This window comes from Bacteroides hominis, from assembly GCF_033042785.2.
Classification (GTDB): Bacteria; Bacteroidota; Bacteroidia; order Bacteroidales; family Bacteroidaceae; genus Bacteroides; species Bacteroides hominis.
The window spans coordinates 1,937,246-1,963,891 of sequence record NZ_CP178829.1; the positions used below are offsets into that span (position 1 = coordinate 1,937,246).

At 44.9% G+C, this 26,646-nt stretch carries 16 protein-coding genes; 4 read left to right on the top strand and 12 right to left on the bottom strand.

All coding sequences use genetic code 11. The features are described from left to right. Positions 1-8 precede the first annotated feature (8 nt). The 7 genes from R3O62_RS08225 to R3O62_RS08255 all read right to left on the bottom strand — a co-directional run bounded on the left by R3O62_RS08225 (position 9) and on the right by R3O62_RS08255 (position 14,177). On the bottom strand, positions 9-3,425 hold the full coding sequence (locus tag R3O62_RS08225; RefSeq protein ID WP_044302121.1) for a SusC/RagA family TonB-linked outer membrane protein: 3,417 nt from the start codon (positions 3,423-3,425) through the stop codon (positions 9-11). A 329-nt stretch (positions 3,426-3,754) separates the two neighbouring features. After that, complete coding sequence (locus R3O62_RS08230) at positions 3,755-6,025, bottom strand: GH92 family glycosyl hydrolase (protein ID WP_005775457.1); 2,271 nt, start codon at positions 6,023-6,025, stop codon at positions 3,755-3,757. Between the two features lie 336 nt (positions 6,026-6,361). Continuing rightward, on the bottom strand, positions 6,362-8,629 hold the full coding sequence (locus R3O62_RS08235) for a GH92 family glycosyl hydrolase (RefSeq protein ID WP_165017456.1): 2,268 nt from the start codon (positions 8,627-8,629) through the stop codon (positions 6,362-6,364). 29 nt (positions 8,630-8,658) lie between these two features. Continuing rightward, positions 8,659-9,657: a FecR family protein gene (locus R3O62_RS08240; protein WP_122200383.1), complete on the bottom strand. Its 999-nt coding sequence runs from the start codon at positions 9,655-9,657 to the stop codon at positions 8,659-8,661. Positions 9,658-9,709: 52 nt separating this feature from the next. Further along, on the bottom strand, positions 9,710-10,264 hold the full coding sequence (locus tag R3O62_RS08245) for an RNA polymerase sigma-70 factor (RefSeq protein ID WP_005775460.1): 555 nt from the start codon (positions 10,262-10,264) through the stop codon (positions 9,710-9,712). Positions 10,265-10,279: 15 nt separating this feature from the next. Further along, positions 10,280-12,481 (bottom strand): GH92 family glycosyl hydrolase, encoded by a 2,202-nt coding sequence (locus R3O62_RS08250; RefSeq protein WP_005810451.1) that lies wholly within the window; start codon positions 12,479-12,481, stop codon positions 10,280-10,282. 502 nt (positions 12,482-12,983) lie between these two features. After that, entirely contained in the window at positions 12,984-14,177 is a 1,194-nt protein-coding gene (locus R3O62_RS08255) for a multidrug effflux MFS transporter (RefSeq protein WP_235331189.1), read from the bottom strand. A gap of 149 nt (positions 14,178-14,326) precedes the next feature. On the opposite strand from R3O62_RS08255, the gene R3O62_RS08260 reads away from it, so the two are divergent. Next, positions 14,327-15,181 carry a helix-turn-helix domain-containing protein gene (locus tag R3O62_RS08260; protein WP_005810447.1) on the top strand — a complete coding sequence of 285 codons (855 nt, stop codon included), beginning with the start codon at positions 14,327-14,329 and terminating at the stop codon, positions 15,179-15,181. Between the two features lie 750 nt (positions 15,182-15,931). Then, positions 15,932-16,945, top strand: coding sequence for a BF3164 family lipoprotein (locus R3O62_RS08265; RefSeq protein WP_317472950.1), 1,014 nt, complete (start codon positions 15,932-15,934; stop codon positions 16,943-16,945). Between the two features lie 184 nt (positions 16,946-17,129). Here R3O62_RS08265 and alaS read toward each other — a convergent pair whose 3' ends face one another. Next, positions 17,130-19,748 carry an alanine--tRNA ligase gene (alaS, locus tag R3O62_RS08270; protein WP_005775468.1) on the bottom strand — a complete coding sequence of 873 codons (2,619 nt, stop codon included), beginning with the start codon at positions 19,746-19,748 and terminating at the stop codon, positions 17,130-17,132. Between the two features lie 103 nt (positions 19,749-19,851). Here alaS and R3O62_RS08275 point away from each other — a divergent pair, with 103 nt between their 5' ends. Beyond that, a complete protein-coding gene (locus R3O62_RS08275; protein ID WP_005775469.1) occupies positions 19,852-20,820 on the top strand; it encodes a M23 family metallopeptidase in 969 nt (322 codons plus the stop codon). A 14-nt stretch (positions 20,821-20,834) separates the two neighbouring features. Next, positions 20,835-21,200 carry a MerR family transcriptional regulator gene (locus R3O62_RS08280; RefSeq protein WP_005775470.1) on the top strand — a complete coding sequence of 122 codons (366 nt, stop codon included), beginning with the start codon at positions 20,835-20,837 and terminating at the stop codon, positions 21,198-21,200. A 43-nt stretch (positions 21,201-21,243) separates the two neighbouring features. Here the strand turns inward: R3O62_RS08280 and R3O62_RS08285 are convergent, their stop codons facing one another. From R3O62_RS08285 to R3O62_RS08300, 4 genes are all read right to left on the bottom strand, one after another. Further along, complete coding sequence (locus tag R3O62_RS08285) at positions 21,244-23,490, bottom strand: RelA/SpoT family protein (protein ID WP_005775472.1); 2,247 nt, start codon at positions 23,488-23,490, stop codon at positions 21,244-21,246. A gap of 68 nt (positions 23,491-23,558) precedes the next feature. After that, positions 23,559-24,857 carry a lytic transglycosylase domain-containing protein gene (locus tag R3O62_RS08290; RefSeq protein ID WP_032537329.1) on the bottom strand — a complete coding sequence of 433 codons (1,299 nt, stop codon included), beginning with the start codon at positions 24,855-24,857 and terminating at the stop codon, positions 23,559-23,561. 24 nt (positions 24,858-24,881) lie between these two features. Continuing rightward, positions 24,882-25,751: a DUF5683 domain-containing protein gene (locus R3O62_RS08295; RefSeq protein WP_032537221.1), complete on the bottom strand. Its 870-nt coding sequence runs from the start codon at positions 25,749-25,751 to the stop codon at positions 24,882-24,884. Beyond that, a complete protein-coding gene (locus R3O62_RS08300; protein WP_005775476.1) occupies positions 25,752-26,642 on the bottom strand; it encodes a ParB/RepB/Spo0J family partition protein in 891 nt (296 codons plus the stop codon). Positions 26,643-26,646: the final 4 nt, after the last annotated feature.

Sequence of the window (26,646 nt, forward strand, 5' to 3'; positions counted from 1 at the left end):
TTATAAAATTAGAAACCAAGGTTAACTGAGAATCCGAATGTACGGGTATAAGGTACGGCCATAAAGTCGATGGCCTGTGAGAACATGGTCGTATCGTAACCACCTTCAGGACTTGTTCCCGGAGTGTGTTTCAACAGATAAGCCAGGTTGCGTGCCACGAATGATACATTCAGCGAGTTGATCGGTGTCTTTTTCAACATGCTTTTAGGGAACGTATAGCCGATAGCCAATTCTTTCAGTTTGATGAAAGAAGCGTCATAGATAAAGTCTTCCGCGTTCAAAGCACCGTAATAGTTGGAAGCTGAAATCTTTTGGGTATTCGGCGTTCCGTCTTCATATACTCCGGGGAATATCATCATGAAGTTGTCGCTTTCACCACGATTCATGGTACGTTTGGCCATACCTGAGCCTGTAGCGTTCATTTCAGAAATAGAGATGATGTCACCGCCGAATTTCATATCGAACATGGCCGATAGTGTAAAGCCTTTGTAGGTGAATGACGGAGATACGGACATCAGCAAGTTGGGTTGGATATTTCCGATGGGTTTTGCCAGGCGTTCGTCAGCGTCAGTAGTAGTCATAGGCAGACCGTTTTCTTTGTTGATGATGATGTTGCCCTGTTCGTCACGTTTGTAAAGGGTCTTAGCATAAATCTCACCCAGTTTATGACCCGGACGTGCACCTACGTTGATCGGGAAGTTAGAGTCACCGTTGAAATAGATGTAATCTACACCTTCAGCCAGTTTCTCTACGTTCGATACGTTTTTGGCCAGATTGACATTTAAGTCGAAAGAGAAGTCTTTCAGTTGTACCGGTGTCGAGTAAATCATCATTTCGAAACCTTTGTTGGTAATTAAACCTGCATTTACCCATTTCCCACCACTCCAAGGAGCTGCGGCAGGCACTTTCATGATCTGGTTTTTCGTACGGCTGTAATAATAGGTAAAGTCAAATCCCAGACGGTTGTTGAGGAACTTCATATCCAGACCTGCTTCGTAGGATGAAGAGATTTCCGGTTTCAGTTGGTCATTCATCTTCACGTTCGATTTGCTTGGGATCAGTTCACCCTTTTCGAACTTGAATCCGTAGGTGTTATACAGTTGATACGGATCTGTATCTTTACCTACTTGTGCTGCCGACAGACGTACTTTGGCAAAAGTTAACCAGCTTGGTAATGTCTTGTCCAGCGAACGGACAAAATCAGACACGACGAAACTCAAATTGGCAGACGGATAGAAGAAAGAGTTGTTCTTCTTTGGTAGTGTGGACGACCAGTCGTTGCGGGCAGTCAGGTCCAGTGACAGATACTCTTTCCAGGAGAGTTGCAGAGATCCGAAGACAGAGTTAGTAGCACGTTCATGGCCCGTTTCTCCCGCTGTGTTCAGCATATTGGCTGCATTGAAAATCCACTGCCCTTTATCAAGCATATTGCGTACACCGGCATTCAGTGACTCGTAGTTCTGGTACATGAAGTTACCGCCTACAGTGAAGCCCAGACGGAAATTGTCCGTCAATTGTTTGTCACCCATCAATACAATTTCCGCGTTCGATTCGAAGAAGTTCTGTTCTTCACGGTTCATTTCATCGTCTGTGATATCTTTGATACTGCTTTCGCCGTTGATACCGTCACCCGCATTAGTTTCTTCGATTCGGGTACGATAATAGTCGAATGCATACTTGGCGGATAGGTGCAACCAGTCGGTAAAGTTGATTTTCATTCCATAGTAACCGAAGGCTCTCCAACGTTCGTCAGAGTTGTGGCGTTGGTTCAGAACGTAATAAGGATTGCGGATACCGGCAGTAGGACCTGTCCAGTTCACGTGTGCATTGTCGGCTGTGGAGTATTGTTTCAGATCGTCCAGACGGATATTGTTAGGAATACCCATCAATTGAGCGATGGCTCCGTATGTACCGAAATAGGGGCGGTCTTCTGCTTTGGTGCGTGAAAGTGAAATCTTTCCATCCATAGAAAGATACTTGTTCATTTCCATTCCGGCATTCAGGTCAAGGTTGATTCGGTTCAGTTTTTCGTTCGGGAATACGCCTTTGTTGTTTGAACTACCAAAAGAAGCGCGGAAATGTGATTTGTCTGTAACGTTACTTACAGATACATTGTGGTTCTGTGCGAAGCCGGTATCAAAATAATCTTTCAGTTTGTTTCCGTATTTGGAGAAAGCATATGTGTCGCCGTTCCAGGCTTTCTGCATGCTTCCGTCCAATACCGGTCCCCAGCTTGAGGAGTCTGTCGGATCATATTTCGCGTAATATTGAGACAGCGGATTCTTGTTCTCATCCTGGGTCACAATGTGTCCCTGTCCATAGCGATCCTGCATCTCGAGGGTTTCGGCTACTTGACTCCAAGTGAAGTTACCGCTATAGCGCACTCCGAAACCGTCTTTCTTGCTACCTTTCTTAGTAGTAACCAAAATAACACCGTTACCGGCACGTGAACCGTAAAGAGCGGCGGCATTCGGACCTTTCAGTACAGAAATCGATTCGATGTCTTCGGGGTTGATATCGACGGAAGAACCACCGCGGTCAACGCCGCCGTAGTAAGTAGCATCCGAGTTATTGTTATCGCTAAACGGCACACCGTCTACAATCCAGAGTGGTTGGTTGTTGTCAGCCAGAGAAGAGTTACCACGAATCGTGATCTTGGTAGAACCGCCAAGACCTGTACCGGCCGTGTTCATTTGCAGACCGGCTACTTTACCTTGCAATGCACTGGTAACCGAAGGGTCTCCGGTCTGGTTCAGTTGGTCACCTTTGATTTCCTGTACGGCGTATCCCAACATTTTCTTTTCACGTTTGATACCTAAAGCCGTCACAACCACTTCACTGATCATCTGGGTATCTTCACTCATGGTTACGTTCAGGATGCTTTCCTTTGCGGGCAGTACTTGTTGTTTGTATCCGATATAGGAGAATACGATTTCAGCTTTCGGATCGTTGACCGTCAGGGTGTATTTACCTTCCAAATCGGTAATGGCTCCTGTGCTGGTACCTTTTACGGATACGTTTACACCGATCAGTGCTTCGCCGTTGGCATCTACAACCGTACCGCTGACCTGCCGTTTGACCGAGGTTTGTGCCGGATCCTGCTGTTTGGCAGCCTGAGACAGATAAACAATGTTATCTTCGATTTTGTATGTCAGGTTTTTGCCTTTAAGTGCAGCGTTCAGCAGTTGTTCCAGACTTACATTCTTTACTTCCAGATTCTCAATCGGCATGTTCGACGATTGATCGTCATAAAAGAATTGATACTTAGATTGGGATTGCACTGTCTTGATCACTTGCCCCAATGTAGTGCGGGGAGTCGAAAATGTGAATTGTGCGAATGACCACTGAATAGGAGCAGCAGCCAAAAGAATAACCAGCGATGCTTTGAGCAGCTTGGGTCTTTGAAACAGAGTTTTGTTTTTCATTGACTATAATTAAATTAATTAGTTAACTTTAAAAACATACAAGGTTTAAGCATGGTATTTATAATATAAATCAAGTGGCTTTTGTGCCCTTGATGTTAATAAAACAAGTATCCCGAAAGAAACACTTACTTCAGTTGCTGACTTTTTTGAGATTTATTTAGGAGGGACTTTCGAAGGGGGCTTTTCTCCCCTTTATTATGGGATGGGGCGACTCAGTTTAATGAGTAGGAGGATATTCAGCCTAATGAGTAGGGGCATTCCCATTGGGTTGAGTCGATCCACCATTTAAATGGAGGTGGATCGACTGCCTCTAAGACAAGTGGAGTTGCTTATTTCTCTTTTGAGAATGAATACGGAGCGTCTTCTTCGCTAATACCTCTGTTGAGATTAGGCTGTGATCCCATCTTGAACTCGAGGATTCCACCTTTCAGCAAATCGTCGTGCTTCAAATAGTTCCGTGATGATTCCTTTCCATTCATACGGAGCGATTCAATGTACAGGTTTTCTTTACTGTTATCCGGTGCATCTATCACGAGGTTATTGCCGTTCTCAAAATGCAGAGTTGCCTTTTTAAAAAGGGGAGCTCCTAAGACATACTCGTCTGTACCCGGACATACGGGATAAAATCCGAGTGCGGAGAATACGTACCAGGCAGACGTCTGTCCGTTGTCCTCGTCACCACAATAGCCGTCAGGTCCCGGAGTATACATGCGGTCCATCACCTGACGAAGCCAGTATTGTGCTTTCCAAGGTTGTCCGGCATAGTTATACAGGTAAATCATGTGTTGTATCGGTTGGTTGCCATGCGCATAGTTGCCCATATTCATCACTGTCATTTCACGAATCTCATGAATCACCTGTCCGTAATAACTGTCATCGAATACCGGCGGAACGGCAAATACGGAATCGAGCATTGTGATAAACATCTTTTTACCTCCCATCAGATCGATCAGGCCTTGCGGGTCATGAAATACCGACCAGGAATAATGCCAACTGTTGCCTTCTGTAAAAGCATCACCCCATTTCAGCGGAGAGAACGGTGATTGGAACTGTCCGTTTTCATTGCGGCCACGCATCAGTTTGCTTTCTTTGTCGAATACATTCCGGTAATTCATGGCACGTTTGGCAAACTGTTCGATTTCTTTTTGGGGGCGGTTCAATGCTTTACCCAATTGATAGATACACCAGTCATCATAGGCATACTCCAATGTACGGGCGGTGTTCTCATTGATTTTCACATCATAAGGGACATACCCCAGTTTGTTGTAATATTGATAGCCCAGACGTCCGGTAGAAGAGACCTCCGGATGCACGTTTTTCGTACCGTGAATCAATCCCTCGTACAGGGTCTTCACATCATCTACCTTCACTCCTTTCAGATAAGCATCTGCCAATACTGATGCCGAATTATTGCCAACCATGCAGCCTCTATGTCCGGGACTTGCCCATTCCGGGAAGAAGCCGCTTTCTTTGTACGTGTTGATGAGTCCCTCCTGTATCTCTTTGTTTACCGAAGGATACATCAGGTTCAGGAATGGGAACAAGCAACGGAATGTATCCCAAAATCCGGTATCGGTGTACATATATCCGGGAAGCACCTGACCGTTGTAGGGACTATAATGAATCGGTTGACCGTCCGCTGTCAGTTCATAGAATTTACGGGGAAACAGGAGAGAACGGTAAAGACAGGAGTAGAATGTACGGTACTGATCCAGATTGCCGCCTTCTACTTCTATTTTGCCCAATACATGATTCCAGGCATCATTCCCTTTCTGTACCAGTTGTTCAAAGGAGTCGTTGCCTAACTCTTGCAGATTCTGAGTAGCTTGTTCGAAACTGATGAACGAAGAGGCTATGCGGGCATGTACGATTTCGCCTTTCCGGGTGCGGAAACCGATGACAGCTCCGGTATGATCGGCTTTCTGTTCCAGACTGCCTTCTTCCAGTTTTTTATCAGCGAAAGTGCCTTTGTAAGAGAAAGGCTTATCGAACTCGATGACAAAGTAATTTTTGAAGTTCTCGGGTACTCCGCCACTGTTACGGGTGGTATAGCCGATGATTTTATTTTCTTCCGGAATTACTTTTACGTAAGAACCCTTGTCGAACGCATCTACAACAACGTACGAATGCTCGTTTTCGGGAAAAGTGAAGCGGAACAGGACTGCACGCTCCGTCGGGGTCATTTCGGTCACGACATCATGTTCGGCCAAGTATACTTTATAATAGGCCGGAGTGGCAACCTCGCCTTTGTGACTGAACCAACTGGCACGTTTTTCTTCGTCAAACTCCGGTTTGCCTGTTATGGGCATGATGGAGAACTGTCCGTAATCGTTGATCCAAGGACTGGGTTGATGGGTTTGTTTGAATCCCTTGATTTTGTTGGCTGTGTACGTATATTGCCATCCGTCTCCCATCTTACCGGTTTGTGGTGTCCAGAAATTCATTCCCCACGGGCGGGCAATGGCGGGATAGGTGTTCCCGGTTGATAACTCGAAAGAGGACTGTGTTCCCATCAAGGGGTTAACATATTGGGTCCAGTCTTTGGCCTTAGCCATCAATGAGCAAGCTACAAGGCAAGCGGTCAAAAGAATTTTTTTCATGGTGTGAATAAGAGGTCTCGGAGACGTGTCAAATCTTGCCACAGAAGACACAGGGCAAACGCAAAGTCATGGATGATTCATATGAACACTCCGTGCGTCCCTGTGGTGAAAAGGCTTTTGATATAGCCCCGGACCTTTTTTATTAAATGAATATTATGTAATTTCTATCTACTATGATTACATGGGGCTGTGTTAAAACTCTTTTTACCACGGAGTAACACAGAGTATCGCAGAGCTTTTTGCTAATAATCAGTAACTTAAATCACCTCTGTGCTACTCTGTGTCCTCTGTGGTGAGTTTTGACACACCCTCTCTGTTCCCTCTTCCTGAGAGAGATTAGGGTTGCGGTCGCCGATCTGTCATCTCAATTTCCAGTGTACTTCCCGCCACAATGTCATCATGTGTGAAGAAAGGCTTTTCCAGCGGTTCCCCGTTCAGCTTCATGCTTTTGATATACTTATTCTTTTTAGAGTTATTCTTGGCTATTACTATAAATTTCTTTCCATCAGGCAGATTGACCACAGCTTTGTCAAATGCAGGGCGTCCTATGGAATAAACCGGTTTACCAGGACATACCTGATAGAATCCCATGGAGTTCAGTACATACCAAGCGGACATTTGGCCGCAATCTTCATTACCCGATAGTCCGTCTACGGTATTGGCATATTGACTGCGGTATACACTGTCTACCAATTCCTGAGTTCGCCATGGGCGGTTCACGTAGTTGTACATGTGAATCACGTGATGGCTTGGTTCATTTCCATGTGCATATTGGCCGATCAGTCCGCTGATATCCGAAGAGATCGTTTCGCCCTCCAGTGAGGAGTCGGCGGTAAACAGAGAATCCAGTTTGCCGACAAAGGCATCTTCACCTCCCATCAGTTTCACCAAACCTTCGATATCGTGGGGGACAAACCAGGTCCACTGCCAGGCAGTTCCTTCGCAATAGTCGTCGTTGCGGTGAGTAGATGAACGTGGGTTGAACGGAGTGCGCCATTCCCCCTTACTGTCCAGTCCCCGCATAAAACGGGTTTCCGGGTCGAAGTAGAATTCATAAGCTTTCGCAAAGCGGGCATATTTATCCCGGGTGTCATAGTCATTCAGTGCATCGGCAAAGATTGAAATGCACCAGTCATCATAAGCATATTCCAATGCTTTGGCAACCGATTCGTTTTCGCGGTCGCATGGCACGTAACCGATCGAGTTTTTATAATATTTTGCTTTCGGCATCAAGTGAGGCAGCACCAGGGCAGGACATTTGATTCCTGTCGTATCATATTCAGCCGCACGTACACACGCACGATAAGCCTCCTGAATATCGAAGTTGCGGTCACCTTTCATATACGCATCTACAATAACAGGAACAGCATGGTAGCCAATCATTGTACCGGTATAATTGGAAGCCATGTCCCACATCGGGAAAATCCCACCTTCCTGTTGCTTTTTGATCAGAGAACGTATAAAGTCATTGTTCAGGTCCGGATCGATAATGGTCATCAACGGATGAAGTGCACGGAAAGTATCCCACAGTGAGAAGATGGTATACATCGGATTAAGCGTGTCACCTTGATGTACTTGTAGGTCCATGCCCAGATAGCGTCCGTCTACATCTGTAAACAGGTTTGGGCTGACGGCAGTGTGATAAAGTGCGGTGTAGAAAATGGTCTTATCATCCTTGTCATTCGTGGTGATATCTATCTTCGACAAAGTTTTGTTCCATGCTTTGCGTGCTTCCTTACGTACTCCGTCAAAGTCCCAATCGGGTATTTCTGCTTCCACATTTTTGCGTGCACCTTCTATATCCACGGCGGATATTCCGACTTTTACAAATACTTGTTCGTCTTTTGCCGTGTTAAAGTGTAGCAGTACTTTGCAGGTCGGCAGTAATTTACCTCCTTCGTCAAGCGCCATCGAGTCGGTTACCAGTGTGTAAGTGAAAGGTTTTGAGAATTTTGCATAAAAGTTGATGTATTGGTCGAAGGCCCAGTACATTGTTTTCTTTCGTCCACAAATTTCGGTAGGGCTGATGACTTCTATCTCCATCTCTTTATTGGTCTGTCGTTGCAGGCTATAGTCAAAATCGAGGATGAATCCGGCTTCTCTACTTTCCGGGAAAGTGTATCTGTGGATGGCTGCCCGTTTGGTTGCAGTTAGTTCGGCCTTTACCTGATAGGTGTCCAGGAAAACGGAGTAATAGCCCGGTTCGGCAGTCTCGTTCTGGTGTGAAAAACTGGAAGCATAAGCCATCTTCTGGCTCTGTGAACCTGTTGGGAGATATTTCTGTTCGCCTACCGTAGGCATCAGCAGCACATCCCCATAGTCACAACAACCGGTTCCGCTCAGGTGGGTGTGTGAAAATCCGTTGATGGTAGAGTCTGCATAGTAATAGCCCGAACAAGCGTCCCACCCATCTATACGGGTGTCCGGGCTGGGTGAAATCATGCCATGGGGCAGGATAGCGCCCGGAAAAGTGTGGCCGTGTCCGCCGGTACCGATAAATGGGTTGACATAGGCTGCATAATCAGTCATGTCCGGCGAGTTTGTGCAGGAGTTCAGAGACAATAAGCCTCCTAAACATCCCGCCAGGAATGTTCTAAATCTCATGGTACTATATGTTTATTTTAATTAGTTGTTTACTTGTTACGTGAAGAAATAAAAATATTATCTCCCACGATCTTATAACTGATTGGTATAGAGTTGTCCAGTGATTGGAGTACAGACTCTATATTATCTTTCTTTTTCAGTACACCCGAATAAGTTTTGTCTGACTTTATATCGGGTGAGAGAATGATCTTCACATCATAAAAACGTTCCAGTGTCCGGGTGATGGCAAAGATGTCGGCTTGTTCAAACGGAATCAGGTCATTGTGCCATACGGCATCCAGTTTGGCATCTACCTGCTTCACTACCAGTCGGCGGGTTGTTTTATTCAGTTCGGCTTTTTGTCCCGGCGAAAGGATGATCATTCCTTCCTCATTGTTGCCTTTAACCTCTATTTCTCCTTCGATTAATGTCGCTTCCGCCAGTTTGTGGCTTTTGTCACACTTGAAGTTGAAAGTCGTGCCCAATACTTTGATGCGCATCGCTTCACTTTTTACGATGAAAGGACATTGGCGGTTTTTAGTGACCTCAAAGTAGGCTTCTCCGTCAAGGAATACATCTCTTTCGGTATTGGAGAACTCTCGTGGATACCTCAGCGTTGCCGACTGATTCAGCCATACCTTACTGCCATCGGGCAGTACTATTTCCTTCACTTTTCCGTCCGTAGATGAAGCTGTTATCATATCCCGGGTGGGGTCAGCCTGGTAATATAAATATCCACCTCCGGCACCGACCATCAAAGCCAGTATGATGATGGCTGCATATCGCATCCATTGGTGCATTCTGATAACCTTGCGGCTATGTGCCTCCTCCTGAGCCAGCTTTTTGCATAGTCGTGCTTCTGCCCGGGCTGTTCTTTTCTGATCCGGGAAGCTGTCGTGTCTGCCCAGATGATATACCTCCTCCATCCGGAAAAGTCGGCGGGCATTGTCATCTGATTCCTTGATCCAAGCGTTTACTCTGGCAAAATCTTCGTCAGAACATTCGCCCGTCAGATATCTCATCAATATTTCTTCGCTCAGATTATTCATCTTTTCTTTTTCATTATATAATAGAAACAACTAATTCTTTAAAAACACTTATCTATTTGATAAAAAATAATAGGAATAAAAGCCATAAATGGCTAAGACGGCTGCGTAAGAACTTCAGCGCCTTGTACATGTGGGCTTCTACCGTGCGTAAAGATACTCCCATTACGTCAGCTATCTCTTTGTTTTTCATTTCGTGCAGGTAGCTCAGTTTGAATACCTCCTTACATTTGTCCGGCAGTTCATTGATGGCTTCGTAGATTTCGTTCCGCAATTCACGGTCTTCTATTCGCCGGATAACTTCGTTGTTGTCCGGTTGGTAGAATTCAGCCCGTTTCTGGTTGATTTCTTCCACAGCGGCGCAGTATCCATCCTCTATACTGCGATGTTTCAGCACATTCAGCGCCCGGGTATATACCGCCCGGTAAAGGAAGGCCTGGATTTGGTCACCTATCACCATGGAGTCTTTTCGTCTCCACAGTTCCACAAATACGTCTTGAACCACGTCTTCTGCTTCTTCGTCACCCACCAGGCGGGTGGCGTAGAATATCAGGTTCGGATAGTATTTGCGAAACAGTGCTTTGTAGGTTATGTCAAATGTATCGTCCATCTTTTTAGCTACAGATTACCTCTTTTTTCCCATCTCAAATTCAAGGGTTGCACCACTCATGATCTGTTCATGTGTAATATAACTCTTATCATAGGGTTTCCCATTCAACTTGGTTGACAGGATATAAATGTTTTCCTTGTTGACTGCGGGAGCTTTGACAGTGAATGTTTTTCCGTTGCCGAGGTGCATTTGTATTTCCGGGAAAAGGGGAGTGCCTATCTCATATTTACCGCTTATCGGATCGACGGGATAGAATCCCATAGCGCTGAATACATACCAGGCAGACATTTGCCCGCAGTCTTCATTACCACAAAGTCCGGCAGGAGTGTTCTGATAAAGTTCGTTCATCACTTTGGCTACATACTCCTGAGTCTTCCAAGGCTGACCTACTGCATTGTATAAGTAGATGACGTGGTGGCTGGGTTCATTGCCGTGTGCGTATTGTCCGATCATTCCGGTGCTGAACAGAGGAAGTTCGTCATCAGCCGAGGGATGGAAGGTGAACATGCTGTCCAGCTTTTGGGTAAAGCGTTCTTTTCCTCCGACCAGGCTGATCAGTCCGTCTACATCGTGTTGTACTGACCAGAAGTATTGCCAGCCGTTGCTTTCACAGATGTGAGGAGTATAAGCGTCTGCTTCAAAGCCTTTCTGGAATTCTCCTTTGTCATCACGTGGCTGCATAAACGAGGTGGCAGGGTTATACACATTGCGATAATTCTGCGACCGCTTATAAAATTCGTCCGCAATCTCTTTCTTTCCCAGTTTTTCTGCCATACGGGCTATGCAGTGATCATCGTAGGCATATTCCAGTGTTTTAGACAATGACCAGTTTTCGGCATTATAACTGTCTTTTTCATTGAAGGGGACATAGCCCAGTTTTTTGTAAGCACCTATTCCGCGATAGTTGTCCAGATTGGCGGTAACTACACAGGCTTCCAGTGCTTTTTCGGGATCGAAATTGCCTATACCTTTTAAATAAGCATCCACAATTACGGGAACAGCATGATAACCGATCATCATGTCGGTTTCACTTCCATAAAAGTTCCAGACCGGTAAACGCCCGTTCTGTTCGTAGAATGCAAGAAATGATTTCACCATGTCGTTCACTCGTTCCGGTTCGGTATACGTAAACAGAGGATGTGCGGCACGATATGTATCCCACAGTGAGAAAGTGCTGTAGTTCACCCATCCGTCTGCTTGATGTATCTTTTTATCCGGTCCGTAGTAAGCACCGTCCACATCGCTGTAGATGGTGGGGGCAAGCATACTGTGGTACATCGCAGTGTAGAAGTTTACCCGGTCGTCTTTGTTGTCACCTTTGATTTCTATTTTAGAGAGCTGCCTGTTCCAGTTGTCACGGGCAGCCTCACGGTATTTTTCAAAATCATTTTCAGGCACTTCAGCTGTCAGGTTCTTGGCGGCACCTTCCATGCTTACGCCTGACAGTGCTGTATTGACAAGAATCTGTTCACCGTCTTCCGTGTCAAAGTCGAAACGGGCTACAGTAGCGGTACCTATTCGTTTACCGTCTTTCATAATGGCGGTAGTATCCATCTGTACGGCAGCAAAAGGCTTGGAGAAGCGGGTGCGGAAGTATACGTGTTGATTTCGTGCCCATCCGTCGGAAAAGCGATATCCCTGAATAGTCACCGAATCTATTACTTCTATGTGAGAGTCGTTGGTGAAGTCCCAGTTCATAGCCTTTTTCAGGTTGAGGAAGATAGCGGCTTTCGCTTCGGGAAAAGTGTAACGCTGAATGCCACACCGTTCGGTGGCTGTCAATTCTACATTGATTCCATAATCTTTCAGCAGTACCTGATAATATCCTGCCGTGGCGCTTTCGTCCTGATGGGAAAATTTGGAGTAGACGCCCAACGGAGCTTCTGCTTCTTTGTAGGGCAAGGTGACAGGCATAAACGAAATGTCATATAAGTCTCCGGCTCCCGTACCCGAAAGATGAGTATGGCTGAACCCGGCAATTGTGCTGTCGGGATAGAAATATCCTGAAATGCGGTCCCAGCCGGGCAGTCCGTTGTCCGGACTAAGCTGAACCATGCCGAAAGGTGCTTGCGCTCCGGGATATGTGTTACCGGTGAAGTCTGTTCCGATAAATGGGTTTACATATTGTGTGTAATCAGTGGTTGTCTGCTTGGGGGCAGACGTACAGGCTGTGAATACGAATAAAAGAATAAATGATAAATGAAAAAATGCTTTCATGCGGCTTGGGTTAGAATTTTAGTAATTGATTGATTCAGTGTACAAAGGTAGAGAATATAAATGTAAAACGAAAGAACTTATGTGTGGATTGATTCGTCTTTTTGTTTTTCGGCTCGTTATTACGGGGTAGGAGGACTGCTATTCTAAACTGCTGAGTGTAGACAATACATTTTCCGTTTCGGTTATCTCTTCTTTGTGTTTTGAAAATAGATATGTATAGATAAAGTACTTCTTCCCCCTGGGCGATCGAATGTATAAGTGTGATTTGTGCAGAGTTCCTATAGGTGGTTTAAAGGAAGGGAATCATTGGTTTAAAACCGAAGGGGCATTGGTTTTAAAGGAAGGACCTTTTGCTTTTAAACTAATGTTTGGGCAGTTAAAGGTCTGTTTATAGGTGAATTGTAATTTATGCTACGCTTCGACTTTATCTTCTGTAAGTCGTATTGGATTTGGAACTTCCTTTTGACGTTTGTCAGGAAAAGATATTTGAATGTGAAAGCTTTCAATGATATAGCAGTCCGGAGGGCTGAGCGGATCGTGACAATACATATCGCGTGCACGCATAGGTACAAACAGAACCTGCTAAAAACAATATTCCGGTAGAGGTCATCATATCTCCTAAACTTACCAGGGGCGATACGATACCTCCGAATGCAAACCCGGTGGCTCCCAAAAGTGCCGAAGCAATGCCTGCATTCCGTCGCTCACACTCCATGGCTAACGTGTTGGATGCCGTAAAAGTCATGCCAATCATGGAGAGTAGAGCGAAGATCAATAACTCGTAGATCCAAAAATCACAACCCAGAGGCAAGAGCACCATTGACAGCGCAGATACTAACAACATGCCCCGGCTTCCTATATATAAAGCCCGTTCCATAGTAGGCAATTTTATCGATATTGCTGAAGAGATAACCATTGCTATCGCATTGATTCCAAAGCAGAGGCTGAACGATAGGGGAGAGAGTCCGTAGTGTTGCTGCATGATGAATGGTGCAGAAGAGATATTGGCAAACAATATTCCCATGGTAAAGCCATATTGCAGGACGTAGCCTACATAACGGCGGTTGCGGAGGACTTCCCAAAAACGATGGTATAGGGCTTGCCAACTCACAGCCTGTCTGTGTTCTGTCGGAAGTGACTCATTCAGGTGCAGACTTCCGGATAGGAGAGCCACTCCCATAAGGAATAAGCAGATAAAGATGCCTTGCCAGCCTGTTATCTGGGCCAGAATACCTCCTCCGATGGGGGCAACGACTGTAGCAATTCCGTTTATTCCCCCGATAATGGCGAGCATACCGGCCAGTTGGTGTCCCGAATACTCGTCGGTAGCTATGGAGCGGGAAATCACGACACCACCTGCTCCGGCAATGCCTTGTAAGAATCGGGATAGCACAAATAGTGAAATGGTGTGTGAAAAGATACATCCCAGCGTAGCGAGCAGGAACAGAATCATAGCCAGAAGTAATGGAGAACGCCGTCCGTACTTGTCACTCAGGGGACCGAAGATTAATTGTCCGGCAGCCAAACCAATCATACTGGTTGTGAGTCCTAATTGTACCATGGAAGATGAAGTCTGGAAAAAATCTGCCATAGCCGGCAGGGTAGGCAAATACATATCCATTATAAAAGGACCGAAGGCACTTAATACACCTAAAAATAATAATAAGAACCGTCTGGAATTCTGTCTGTCAGTCATTGCTATTCTCTTTGATCAATACAGTCGCAAAATTACTTCATTTGTTAGGAACCGGACGTAGGCTAATCTGTACAAAATATGTTGTTTTCAGAACAAAATAGTCCGAATACAAAAAATAAACCTACATTTGTTGCCTAAAACAGACTTTTATGAAAACAGACCAATTGCTTGCCGATACGAAAACGATCCGATATGAAGAGACCGATCTGACTTCTTTGATATCGACTCCATATCATTTCCGGTGTGGTATCTATCTGATTTGTACGCGGGGGGAAGCCATTGTCTCTACCGGTGTGCAGAAATATATATTTAATGAACAAACAGAACTGATCTTCCTGACCGGTAGCCTGCTGCAAGTGCTTGAAGCTTCCGAGGATTTGCAGGTGAAAATGTTGATGTTTCCTAAAGAAGCATTTCTAAATGCCATGTTACCTATTGATACACCCTACTTTAATTATACTCACGAACATCCCTGTTACCGTCATACTGCTGACGAACGAAGTCAGAAGACTTGGCGCCAGATCAATTTGTGGATGGATATGGCACAAATGTTGTTTACCGAACCGATGCCGCAGTTCAGAGGACAACAAGAGCACAATTTTTTGCAAAGTTTGCTCATGTGGCTGTTTAATACGATTCCGGAAAAGTTGGCTGTCAGCAAGCAATATAGCCGTACTCAATTACTCTGCCACCGGTTTATGCAATTGATCCGCGAATATAGTATGCATGAACATCAGGTCGCTTTTTATGCCGGAAAACTTTGTATATCGTCTCGTTACCTGCATAAAATTACAGTTCGGCATTTAGATGGAAAGAAACCCAAGCAGCTTATTGATGAACAGTTGGTGGCTGAAATAAAGGTACTGTTGAATGAACCCCGTCTATCTGTAACAGAGATAGCTGAGCAACTGCATTTTCCGGATCAATCCTATTTGACACATTTCTTTAAGAAGAATACAGGTATCTCTCCAAAAGAATTTCGGGCGATAAAGAATCTCGGATGAGGCTGAGTCTGCCCACTCTTCTCCGTTATTGTAATAGTGGGAGCATGGCTCTTTCATTTAACAACCGTCTTCCTCCCTTGCCCCCCCACAAAACCTTCCATTCGCACACAGCGATGCGGAAGCAGTGCTTCGTTGTTTCTTTTTTAAGAAAGAATCCGGCCGACTATTACCGAAGAAATCCAGCAGATTAACCATTATCATACAACTCTTTATCCCATCCCGCATACCTGGGCTGATGAGCCCACATGCCCGGGCTGATGAGCCCGTATATCCGGGCCGATGAGCCCGCATACCCGGGCTGAGATAAAGATCCGACCATTTGCACTAAAGAGAGTAAGGGAAATGAAATGCTTTTAGAGAGATAAACGGATAAGAAATTGGACATATCCATTTGTTTTCCAAACCGTTACTACTGAAATTTCCCCTAAAACAGCGGGTGGAAGATGGAAGATGGGGGTGGAAGATAAATGGTATAAAAACCGCATCTTCCATCAATATATACATCTCACAATCAACGATATGCATTCTAAAAGGTGGAAGATGGAAGATCGAAACGTGTTTTTTGTATGAGAAGAAGGCGGGGTAAATGAAAGAGCTGTGTAGTGGGAGTAGAATAAAAAAGATAATTCTTGCTTTTCCGGGTTATTCTTGCTATTATTGCAACCATAGTAACAGGACTATGAAAAACTAATTTTGGGAAAAAGGTGATTTACATCAAAAAACACTTTTTCTTCCTCAAAAAGAAATTGTATGAAATATATTTGTTTTTGGGCATGTATATTGCCAATGATATTATGTTCAGGTTGCTCCTCTCCCCATTTTAAGGAAATAAGTTTGAATGATGCGGAGTTGGGACTCTGTTCTTTTCGTGAATTTGACTTAGATTCTACCAATATCTTATATCCGCGCGGACTTTTTTATTTTGATCATCACTTGATATTGGTTGAGGTAAAAAACAATCCGACACTTTCTTTCTGGACGTCAGACAGCTTGAAGTATGAGTTTTCATCGGGGTATATAGGCGGAGGCCCCAATGAGCTGATTCGTCCCCGCGCTGATTACTTTACAAGCTCCGATTCCAGTTTCTTTATCTTAGATTCTGATATAGAACGAGAAATCAAGATTGAAAACAGGGGCATTTGTATACTAAATAATATTCCGATAGCCGTTTCGGATGCAATAAATCAGCTGGTTCGATTGGATCATGGGCATTATATCATGAGCGGCAAAACGGACGGAGCTTCGGGTAAAGAGCATTTCATATATTCTAAAGGGGAATTTACCCCTTTTGGAGATTATCCTTCTACGGATTTAGAGAAGATGGAGCAAGCAAAATTCGATTATAAGTTTACAGCGGGAAAAATGGGAAAGAAGGTTATATTGGATTTTTATTTGTATCATAATCTTATACGGAAGTATAGTATAAAGGGAGAGCTGTTGCAGGAAATCAGGTTGCAGGATATTCCGGACAGACATAATACGTATGAAAAGTTCAGGGAACAAAGTGTGTATCCTTATTGGCGCAAGACTGTGGCTACTGATGATGCAATTTACGTTCTTTTTTATCAAGAAGTTACTGAGAAAGTAATATATAGTGAAGGAGCAATACCGGAATTGCAAGTATGGGATTGGGAGGGAAAACTGAAAAAGAGATTTTTATTTGATAAAATCTATGATAATTTTACTGTCTCTCCCGACGGTCGGTTGTATGCATTGAATACACAGGAGCCATATAAGATATATACTTATGAAGTAGGTAAATAATGCTTTGCCATTGGATAAAGTGAGTTTATGATATTTGCGTCCGATGAAGGGGGAATGAAATAGAAAGAGCCCGGCACAATACCGGGCTCTTTACTCGGGAGACTATGAGGTTTGATCTGACTTCCAGCTTTATATGGAAACTTTCGGACAGCGTGGTTCCCTTCTCGTGGAGAGTTGGGACTTTTTAGATACCTGCCAGTTCCAGTACCTTTTCAACAGCAGCGTTCAGTCCGTCCGGATTCTTACCGCCGGCTGTCGCAAAGTGAGGTTGACCGCCACCGCCACCTTGAATCAGTTTGGCAGCTTCTTTTACCAGATTACCTGCTTTCAATCCGCCTGCAACCAGATTATCGCTGATCATGACCGTCAGCATTGGCTTGTTGGCATCAACTGTTCCGGCTACAAAGAACAGGTTCTCTGTAATTTCGCCACGGAGTTGGAAAGCGATGTTCTTCACTACTTCCGCAGGCATCGGCAGGCAGAACTTAATGACTTTAATGCCGTTAATCTCTTGTACATTCTTCAGCAGGCGTTCTTTGACGGCGGCTTCTTTCTCTTTCATAAAGTCTTCCACCTGTTTTTTCAGCCCTGCGTTTTCATCGATATACTTACGAATGGCTACGCCAAGGTCGGGAGCATTGTTGAAAAGAGCTTTCAAATCGTTCAAAGTATCCTGGATCGTATCCAGCATTTCTTCTACGCGGGCTCCGGTATATGCTTCGATACGGCGTACACCGGCAGCTACTGAACTCTCAGAGATAATTTTTACCATACCGATGTTTCCGGTAGCAGCAACGTGAGTACCTCCACAGAATTCAATGGATGAGCCGAACTGGATAACACGTACGTGGTCACCATACTTCTCACCGAACAGGGCGATTGCCCCCAGTTCTTTAGCTTCTTCGATAGGGATGTTGCGATGTTCCTGCAATGGAACATTGGCACGTATCTTAGCGTTTACCAGATGCTCTACTTTGCGGAGTTCTTCGTCCGTTACTTTCTGGAAGTGAGAGAAGTCGAAGCGCAGAGAATCCGGAGTAACCAAGGAGCCTTTCTGTTCAACATGCTCTCCCAATACTTCACGGAGTGCTTCGTCCAGTAAGTGAGTGGCAGAGTGATTGGCTGCACAAGCTGCACGTTTGTCGGTGTTTACACAAGCCATCATCGGAGCCTCCGGATGTTCGGGAAGTTTTTTTGTTATGTGTATCGGGAGATTGTTTTCTTTTTTAGTGTCGATCACTTCAATAGTTTCGAACTCACTTACCAATACACCGGTGTCACCTACCTGACCACCGCTTTCTGCATAGAACGGGGTATAATCTAATACGATTTGGTACAGAGTCTGATTTTTCTGTTTCACCTGGCGATAACGCAGAATAGAGGTTTCATATTCTGTATAGTCATACCCTACGAATTCTGTTGTGCCTTCTTTCAAAATAATCCAGTCGCCTGTTTCAATGGCAGCGGCGTTGCGTGCACGTTGTTTTTGCTGTTGCATTTCGGCGTCGAATTCCACTGTGTTCACTGTCATGCCGTTTTCACGCAGAATCAGTTCTGTCAGATCGAGCGGGAAACCAAACGTATCATACAGCGTAAAGGCGTCTTTGCCACTGATTTCTGTTTTTCCGGTGGCTTTTGTGTCCGCCATGGTTTTGTCGAGCAAGCGGATACCGGTTTCCAAAGTGCGTAGGAATGATTCTTCTTCTTCTTTGATAACCTTTTCGATCAACTCTTTTTGAGCAATCAGTTCCGGATAAGCATCACCCATGCTGTCAATCAGAACCGGAAGCAATTTGTACATAAACGCTTGTTTCTGTCCAAGGAATGTATATCCGTAGCGAACGGCACGGCGGAGGATACGACGAATCACATAACCGGCTTTGGCATTCGACGGCAATTGTCCGTCGGTGATTGAGAAAGCGATAGTACGGATATGGTCGGCAATCACACGCATAGCGATGTCGTTCTGTTCATTCTTGCCATATTCTGTTCCCGCCATTTGAGCGATTGATTTGATCAGTGGCTGGAATACGTCAGTGTCGTAATTGGATGTTTTACCTTGCAAAGCCATGCAAAGACGTTCGAATCCCATACCGGTATCGATAACTTTTGCCGGTAGCGGTTCGAGGCTGCTGTCGGCCTTGCGGTTGTATTGCATGAATACGAGGTTCCAGATTTCTATTACCTGGGGATGATCATGGTTCACCAAATCGCGTCCTGAAATCTTAGCACGTTCTTCAGCCGGGCGGAGGTCGATGTGGATCTCCGAGCAAGGACCGCAGGGACCTGTATCACCCATTTCCCAAAAGTTATCATGCTTGTTGCCGTTGATGATATGGTCTTTGGGAAGGAATTGTTCCCAGATGGAAGCTGCTTCGTTATCACGTTCCAGCCCTTCTTCGGGGCTTCCTTCGAACACCGTGGCATACAGGTGTTCCGGGTTCAGCTTCAATACATCTACCAGATATTCCCATGCCCAGCTGATGGCTTCTTTCTTGAAATAATCGCCGAATGACCAGTTACCCAGCATTTCGAACATGGTGTGATGATACGTATCGTGTCCCACTTCTTCAAGGTCATTGTGCTTTCCGCTTACGCGAAGACATTTTTGCGAGTCCGCGACTCTGTGGTATTTCGCCGGGTGGTTACCCAAAATAATATCTTTAAACTGGTTCATCCCTGCATTGGTAAACATCAGGGTAGGGTCATCTTTAATCACCATCGGAGCCGAAGGAACAATCTGATGTCCTTTTGACTCGAAGAAATTCTTAAACGAATCTCTGGTTTCTTTTGCAGTCAACATACTTCTATATATCTATTGTTGAGGTTAATATTCTGAAAAAAGCAGTGCAAAGATAGCTTGTTTTTATTATTTTTGCCGTATTAACAAGCGAAATATTTATAAGATGCGCAAAGTTTACTATATCTATAATCCGCAAACGCAGACTTATGACCGGATTTATCCGACTGTCCGACAACGGGCATTGAGCATTCTCCGCCGTCTTTTTATCGGGATGGGGCTGGGGGCCGGCAGTTTCATTATATTGTTACTGATTTTCGGTTCTCCTTCAGAGAAGGAGTTGCGGAAAGAGAATAGCCAACTTTTGGCACAATATAATGTTCTTTCTCGTCGTCTTGACGAAGCAATGGGAGTGCTTCAGGACATTCAGCAACGTGATGATAACCTTTACAGGGTCATTTTTATGGCCGATCCCGTTTCACCGGCCATTCGTCAGGCGGGCTATGGCGGTACGAACCGTTATGAAGAACTGATGGATATGGCCAACTCAAAACTGGTGGTTAATACGACTCAGAAGATGGACGTGCTGAGTAAGCAACTTTATATACAATCCAAGTCGTTTGACGACGTGGTGGCGATGTGTAAAAATCATGACCAGATGTTAAAGTGTATTCCTGCCATCCAGCCGATATCTAATAAAGATCTTCGGAAGACAGCTTCCGGCTATGGTACACGTATCGACCCTATTTACGGAACGACGAAGTTTCATGCCGGTATGGACTTTTCTGCTCATCCCGGGACGGATGTGTATGCCACTGGTGACGGGACAGTGGTGAAAATGGGGTGGGAGACCGGTTATGGCAATACTGTTGAGATTGATCATGGCTTCGGGTATCGTACCCGTTATGCTCATTTGCAGGAGTTTCGTACTAAACTGGGTAAAAAAGTGGTACGCGGTGAGGTGATTGCCGGAGTGGGAAGCACCGGAAAGAGCACCGGACCGCATTTGCATTACGAAGTGCATGTCAAGGGGCAAGTGGTGAATCCGGTTAATTATTACTTCATGGATTTAAGTGCGGAAGATTATGAACGTATGATTCAGATAGCCGCCAACCACGGTAAAGTGTTTGACTAAACAAAAAGAGAATTATGCAAAATACAGAAAGGGATCTGAAATTATATTACTCTATCAGTGAAGTTGCCCAGATGTTCGATGTCAATGAGTCGTTGCTTCGTTTTTGGGAGAAGGAGTTTCCGCAAATTGCCCCTAAAAAGGGTAGCCGTGGGGTACGCCAATACCGGAAAGAGGATGTAGAAACCATCCGTCTGATTTATCACTTGGTGAAGGAACGGGGGATGACTTTACCCGGAGCCCGCCAAAAATTGAAAGATAATAGAGAGGCAACAATCCGGAACTTTGAGATTATCAATCGTCTTAAGCAGATTAGAGAAGAACTGCTTGGAATGAGGAATGCCCTTGATAGATTTTCAACGACGAACGGAGAGGAACGATGAACGCAGGTTGGCACTCCTGTTATCGTTCATCGCTGATGGTTCATTAGTTTTCTACACGTGTCACTGACTTTATATTTGGAATTTTGCGCAAATTGTTGCAAATGGCTTTTACGTCTTCCACATCGTGCACATATAACTGTACTTTTCCTTCAAAAATGCCGTCATTGGTCTCCATGTCCAACTTTCGGATATTAACGTTCAGTTGGCGTGAAATGACCTGCGTGATTTCGTTCAGTAATCCTACATTATCTATGCCTTTTACATAAATATATACCAGGAAAGAAAGTTTCTTGTGTGTATCCCATTCTGTGGCAATGATACGGTTGCCATAACTGCTTTTTAACTTAGCCGCTACCGGACATTGGCGTTTATGGATGATGATGCGGTCGTTTTCATCCATATATCCCAGTACGTCGTCACCGGGGATGGGATGACAACATTCGGCCATGATATATTTCTTTTGCAGGGCATCTTCCGTCAGTTTAAGAATCTGTTTGGTATTAATCTTCTCTTTTTCTTGCGGTTCTTTTTCTTCCTGCTGTTTGTCTTTATTGTTGTTGCCAAAAGAGAAAGTCAGATACTTCATCCAGTTACTGCTTTGCTTCTCCTTCAGTTCATTCTTGTCGGCGTCTCCCAATACGATGGTTTTGTTGCCGATGGCTACATGGAATTCTTCTTCATTCTTCATGTTATGCAGTTTGCATAACTTCTCGATGATAGCTGCTTCCGGACGGATCTCTTCTTTCTTAAAGAATTCGTTCAACAATTCTTCTCCTTCTTTCTGGAAGGTTTTTCGTTCTTTACGCAGAATAGCTGCAATCTTTGCCCTTGCCCTTGCAGTAGTGGCAAATACTTCCCATTGTGGCTGTACACGTTGCGACTTGGATGTCAGTATCTCCACCTGATCTCCACTTTGTAATTTATGGCTTAGGGGCACTAGTTTATGATTGACTTTGGCGCCGATGCAATGGCTTCCTATATCTGTGTGCAGGGAGAATGCAAAATCCAGCGCAGTAGAGTTCTGTGGCATGGTTTTAAGCTCTCCTTTCGGAGTGAAGACAAAAATCTCCGAAGCAAATAAATTCAATTTGATTGTATCGAGGAAGTCGATGGCGTCCGGTTGCGGATCGTCGAGTATTTCTTTAATAGTACGCAGCCACTTTTCCAATTCACCTTCATCTTCGCTGCCTCCTCCTTCTTTATATTTCCAGTGGGCGGCAAATCCTTGTTCGGCCACATCGTTCATCCGTTCGCTACGTATCTGGACCTCGATCCATTGTCCGTTGTTTCCCATCAAGGTGACATGCAGTGCCTGGTATCCATTGGCTTTCGGGTGGCTCACCCAGTCGCGCAGGCGGTCGGGGTGGGGTTTATAGATTTTAGAGATTGAGACATAGATGTCAAAACAATCATTCAGTTCCTCCTCCATATTGCGTGGTTCGAAGATAATTCGTACAGCCAGCAGATCATAAATTTCTTCAAAGGGAACATGCTTGGTTTGCATTTTGTTCCAGATGGAGTAGATTGATTTCACGCGTGCCAGGATACGGTATTTTAGCCCCATCTTATCCAGTTGCTCTCGTATCGGGGCGGTGAATTCATTAAATACCTTGTCACGTTCGGCCGCTGTTGCGTTCAGCTTTTCTTCAATTTCCTGATATTCTTCAGGATGTTCATATTTGAAACTGAGGTTTTCCAGCTCTGTTTTGATCTTATACAGTCCCAGGCGGTTGGCAAGAGGTGCATAAATATACAATGTTTCGCCTGCGATCTTATACTGTTTGTTGGGTAACATAGAGCCGAGGGTACGCATGTTGTGCAGACGGTCGGCTATTTTGATTAAGATCACCCGAATGTCATCGGACATGGTGAGCAGGAGCTTTTTAAAGTTCTCTGCCTGTGCCGAAGCGCGGTCACCAAAGATACCTCCGGAAATTTTAGTTAGCCCGTCGACAATTTGTGCGATTTTAGCTCCGAAAATGTTTTCGATATCTTCTACCGTATAGTCGGTATCTTCTACGACATCGTGTAAAAGGGCAGCACAAATGGAAGTCGAACCAAGCCCGATTTCGTTGCATACGATTTTTGCGACGGCAATGGGGTGCATGATATAAGGCTCCCCGGAGCGTCGTTTGATGCCTTTATGTGCCTGATTGGCAAAATTAAAGGCCTTGGTTATAATCTCAATACGTTTACGGTGCTTGGTAGCAAGATAATCGTTCAGCAATTCTTGAAAAGCTTGTTCAATCATTTGCTCTTCAGCTATTTCTTTCTGGTTCTCAGTGTCCATAATTTAGTCCTTTCGTTCCTTTTCTGCAAAAATAATCAAATTTAAACATCAGGCAAGCGAAAGGGGATTTATTTGTATATTTTCAAACGTTTTCCTGCGGAAATGTTAGTTCCCCGCAGTCCGTTCCAACTTTGAAGATCTTTTACGCGTACACCATATTTTGCTGCAATAGCTCCCAAGGTGTCTCCATTTTTGATTTTATAATATGTGGGTGTACCATTGCCTGCTTTGGCAGAGCTACCTTTCCTTCTGGAAGCAGGACTGTCATTTTTAATGGCTACTGTACGCCGGTTTTTGAATAATTCGTCGGCACGGTGGGCGTAAATAGTGTCCTGGCGATCGATGAACGAACTTACGGCGTTTTGTGGAAGGCGCAAAGTATAAGATTTGCTTTCACCCGGAATTATCTCTTTTTTGTATTGTGGATTGAGACTTCTGATTTGATCCATCGGAACATTGCACAAGTCGGCAATCTGTTGGAAGTGAAGGTTTTTGTTTACCTGAATCGTATCGGTACTTTCCGGAATATCGGTTTCCATCGGACAGATATTATGATCGCAGTAATAGGTCATTACATAGTTGGCTGCTATAAATGCCGGTACATATCCTCTTGTTTCTTTGGGCAAGTAGTTATAGATGCTCCAATAATCGGTTTCTCCTCCTGCACGGCGGATGGCTTTGTTGATGGTGCCCGGTCCGCAATTGTATGCTGCGATCACAAGATTCCAGTCATGATAAATATCATATAGATCTTTCAGGTAGCGTGCTGCTGCCCAAGTTGCCTTTATCGGGTCACGACGGTCGTCCACCAGGCTGTTCGATTCCAGCCCGTACATTTTGCCGGTTCCTATCATGAACTGCCACAAACCTCCTGCACCTGCGCGTGATACTGCCGACGGGTTCAGAGCCGATTCGATGATAGGTAAATACTTCAGCTCCAATGGCAGATTATACGCATCGAGAGCTTCTTCGAAGATAGGCATGTAGAAGTTGCAGGCACTCAGCATAAAAGATACCTGATTTCGCAGGCGGCCGGCATACATATCGATGAACTTACGTACGATTTCGTTGTATGGCATCTCCATTACGGTCGGCATGCGCGATAAGCGGTCGATATATACGGAGTCACTGAACAACGGATTGATTTCCGCCGTACTGCAATCTTTTCCTAAGTCAATGTAGTTTTTGGCTTTCCAGTCGTTGAGCAGACTATCGAGGGGATAAGTCATACTTTTCGGAAGCTCGATGCTTTCCTGGCGTTCTTTGCCGTTGTCGCGAATCACTACGTCTACACTCTGTGCGTTTACCTTTGGGGTGGCAAACAAAAACAATAAAATCAGGGGGCAATAGTTTGCTAATTTCTTCATTCTTATTTGTTCAATCTTCATGGGTTAAAATCTGAGGCTGCATTGCACGCCTACCGACTTACTGCCGGGTTGTAACGGGTTATTATTTATAATAGTAGGTTCCACCCTCATGCTTAGGTCGGGTGATATGTCGAAATTGGATAACTCCGCGTCTACATAGGCGTCGATAACGGAAATCAGATATACGCCGATGACAGCGAATATACTGAGGTCACGATAGCGGCGATACGTATCTTTCCGTTTGCGGAGTATATCTTTCAGCTGGGTATCGGTGTAATTGTGATTTGGCGGAAGTAAATCCTGATAGCTGTTCGTATTTGGATTATTGTCCATAATATCCATATAAGCCTGAGCATAGTCCTTATACATTTTCCCGTTCCAGCTTAATGCGTAGGCGCATCCGGCGAATCCACCATATATAATAGGTAGTTTCCAGTATTTGCGGTTATATATCTGTCCGCCACCCGGAAACACGATGGCATACCAGGTTGCTTTCGTCGGGTTAGGTACGAACATTTTTTTAGGCATGATGGGAGGCGGCAGGCTATCTGTCTTTACGACTGACGGAATGACAGGTGTTTCTATCTTTTCCAGGTTCTGCCGGTTGACTTCCTCGAGGCTGTCTGCCGTAACAATGGCGGGTTTCCGGTTTTCCAAACTGTCTATCGGCGGGAGGATAACCGCTTTATCCACTTTTACACTGTCGGCGACCGGCGAAGAAACTACCGGTTCACGATGGCGGCGTGCCCGTGCTTTAGGAGCCTCGCGGACCGGAGAGATGGAATCCTGGACTGTTTTTACAGGCTCCTGTGCATACACATCAATCCCTGCTACCTGAAAGAAACAGAGAAGCAGGGCAATGTATAGCTGATATGTTTTACTTTTTTTCGTCATTTATTTCTTCAGTGAGTCGAAGATTTCCATGATACGTTCCAGTTCCTCTTCATTACTAAAAGGAATACTGATCTTCCCTTTGCCCTTTTCAGAGCAAGTCAGTTGTACCTTGGTGTTAAAGAATCCCGATAGATGTTGTTTCAGCATGTTGAATTCCTCGGGCAGTTTGGCCCGCTTCGGGGTAATCTTTTTGGTTCCGCTCTTCACGGCTTCTCCTTCGCTCAGTGATTTTACTATTTCTTCTACTTTGCGGACAGAGTATCCGTGTTCCAGAATTTCTTCGAAAATTTTAACTTGTAGTTTCGGGTCGCCCAGTGTGATCAATGCCCGGGCATGTCCCATGTCTATCTGTTTGTTCTGCAATGCCATTTGTATCGGTGCAGGCAATTTGAGCAGACGCAGATAGTTGGCAATGGTTGTGCGTTTCTTGCCGACACGTTCACTTAACCGTTCCTGTGTCAGGTCATATTGCTCTATCAAGTGTTGGTAAGCCAGTGCGATTTCTACCGAATTAAGATCCTCGCGCTGTATATTTTCTATCAGCGCCATCTCCATCACGTTTTCATCATCGGCTGTGCGGATGTATGCAGGAATCGTATCCAGTCCGGCTTTCTGTGAAGCGCGGTAGCGACGTTCCCCGGCAATGATCTGGTACTCGTCGTCCGAGACTTTGCGCAGGGTGATGGGTTGGATAATTCCTATTTCCCTGATCGAATCGGCCAACTCTTCCAGTGCCGTTTCATCAAATTCGCGACGCGGCTGGTTGGGGTTGACGGAGATTTTCGACAGTTCTATTTCGTTAATAGACGAAGAACCTTCGGTTTTCACCTCCTCCATGGAGAGCAGGGCGTCGAGCCCGCGGCCTAATGCATTTCTTCTTTGTGTTGCCATATCT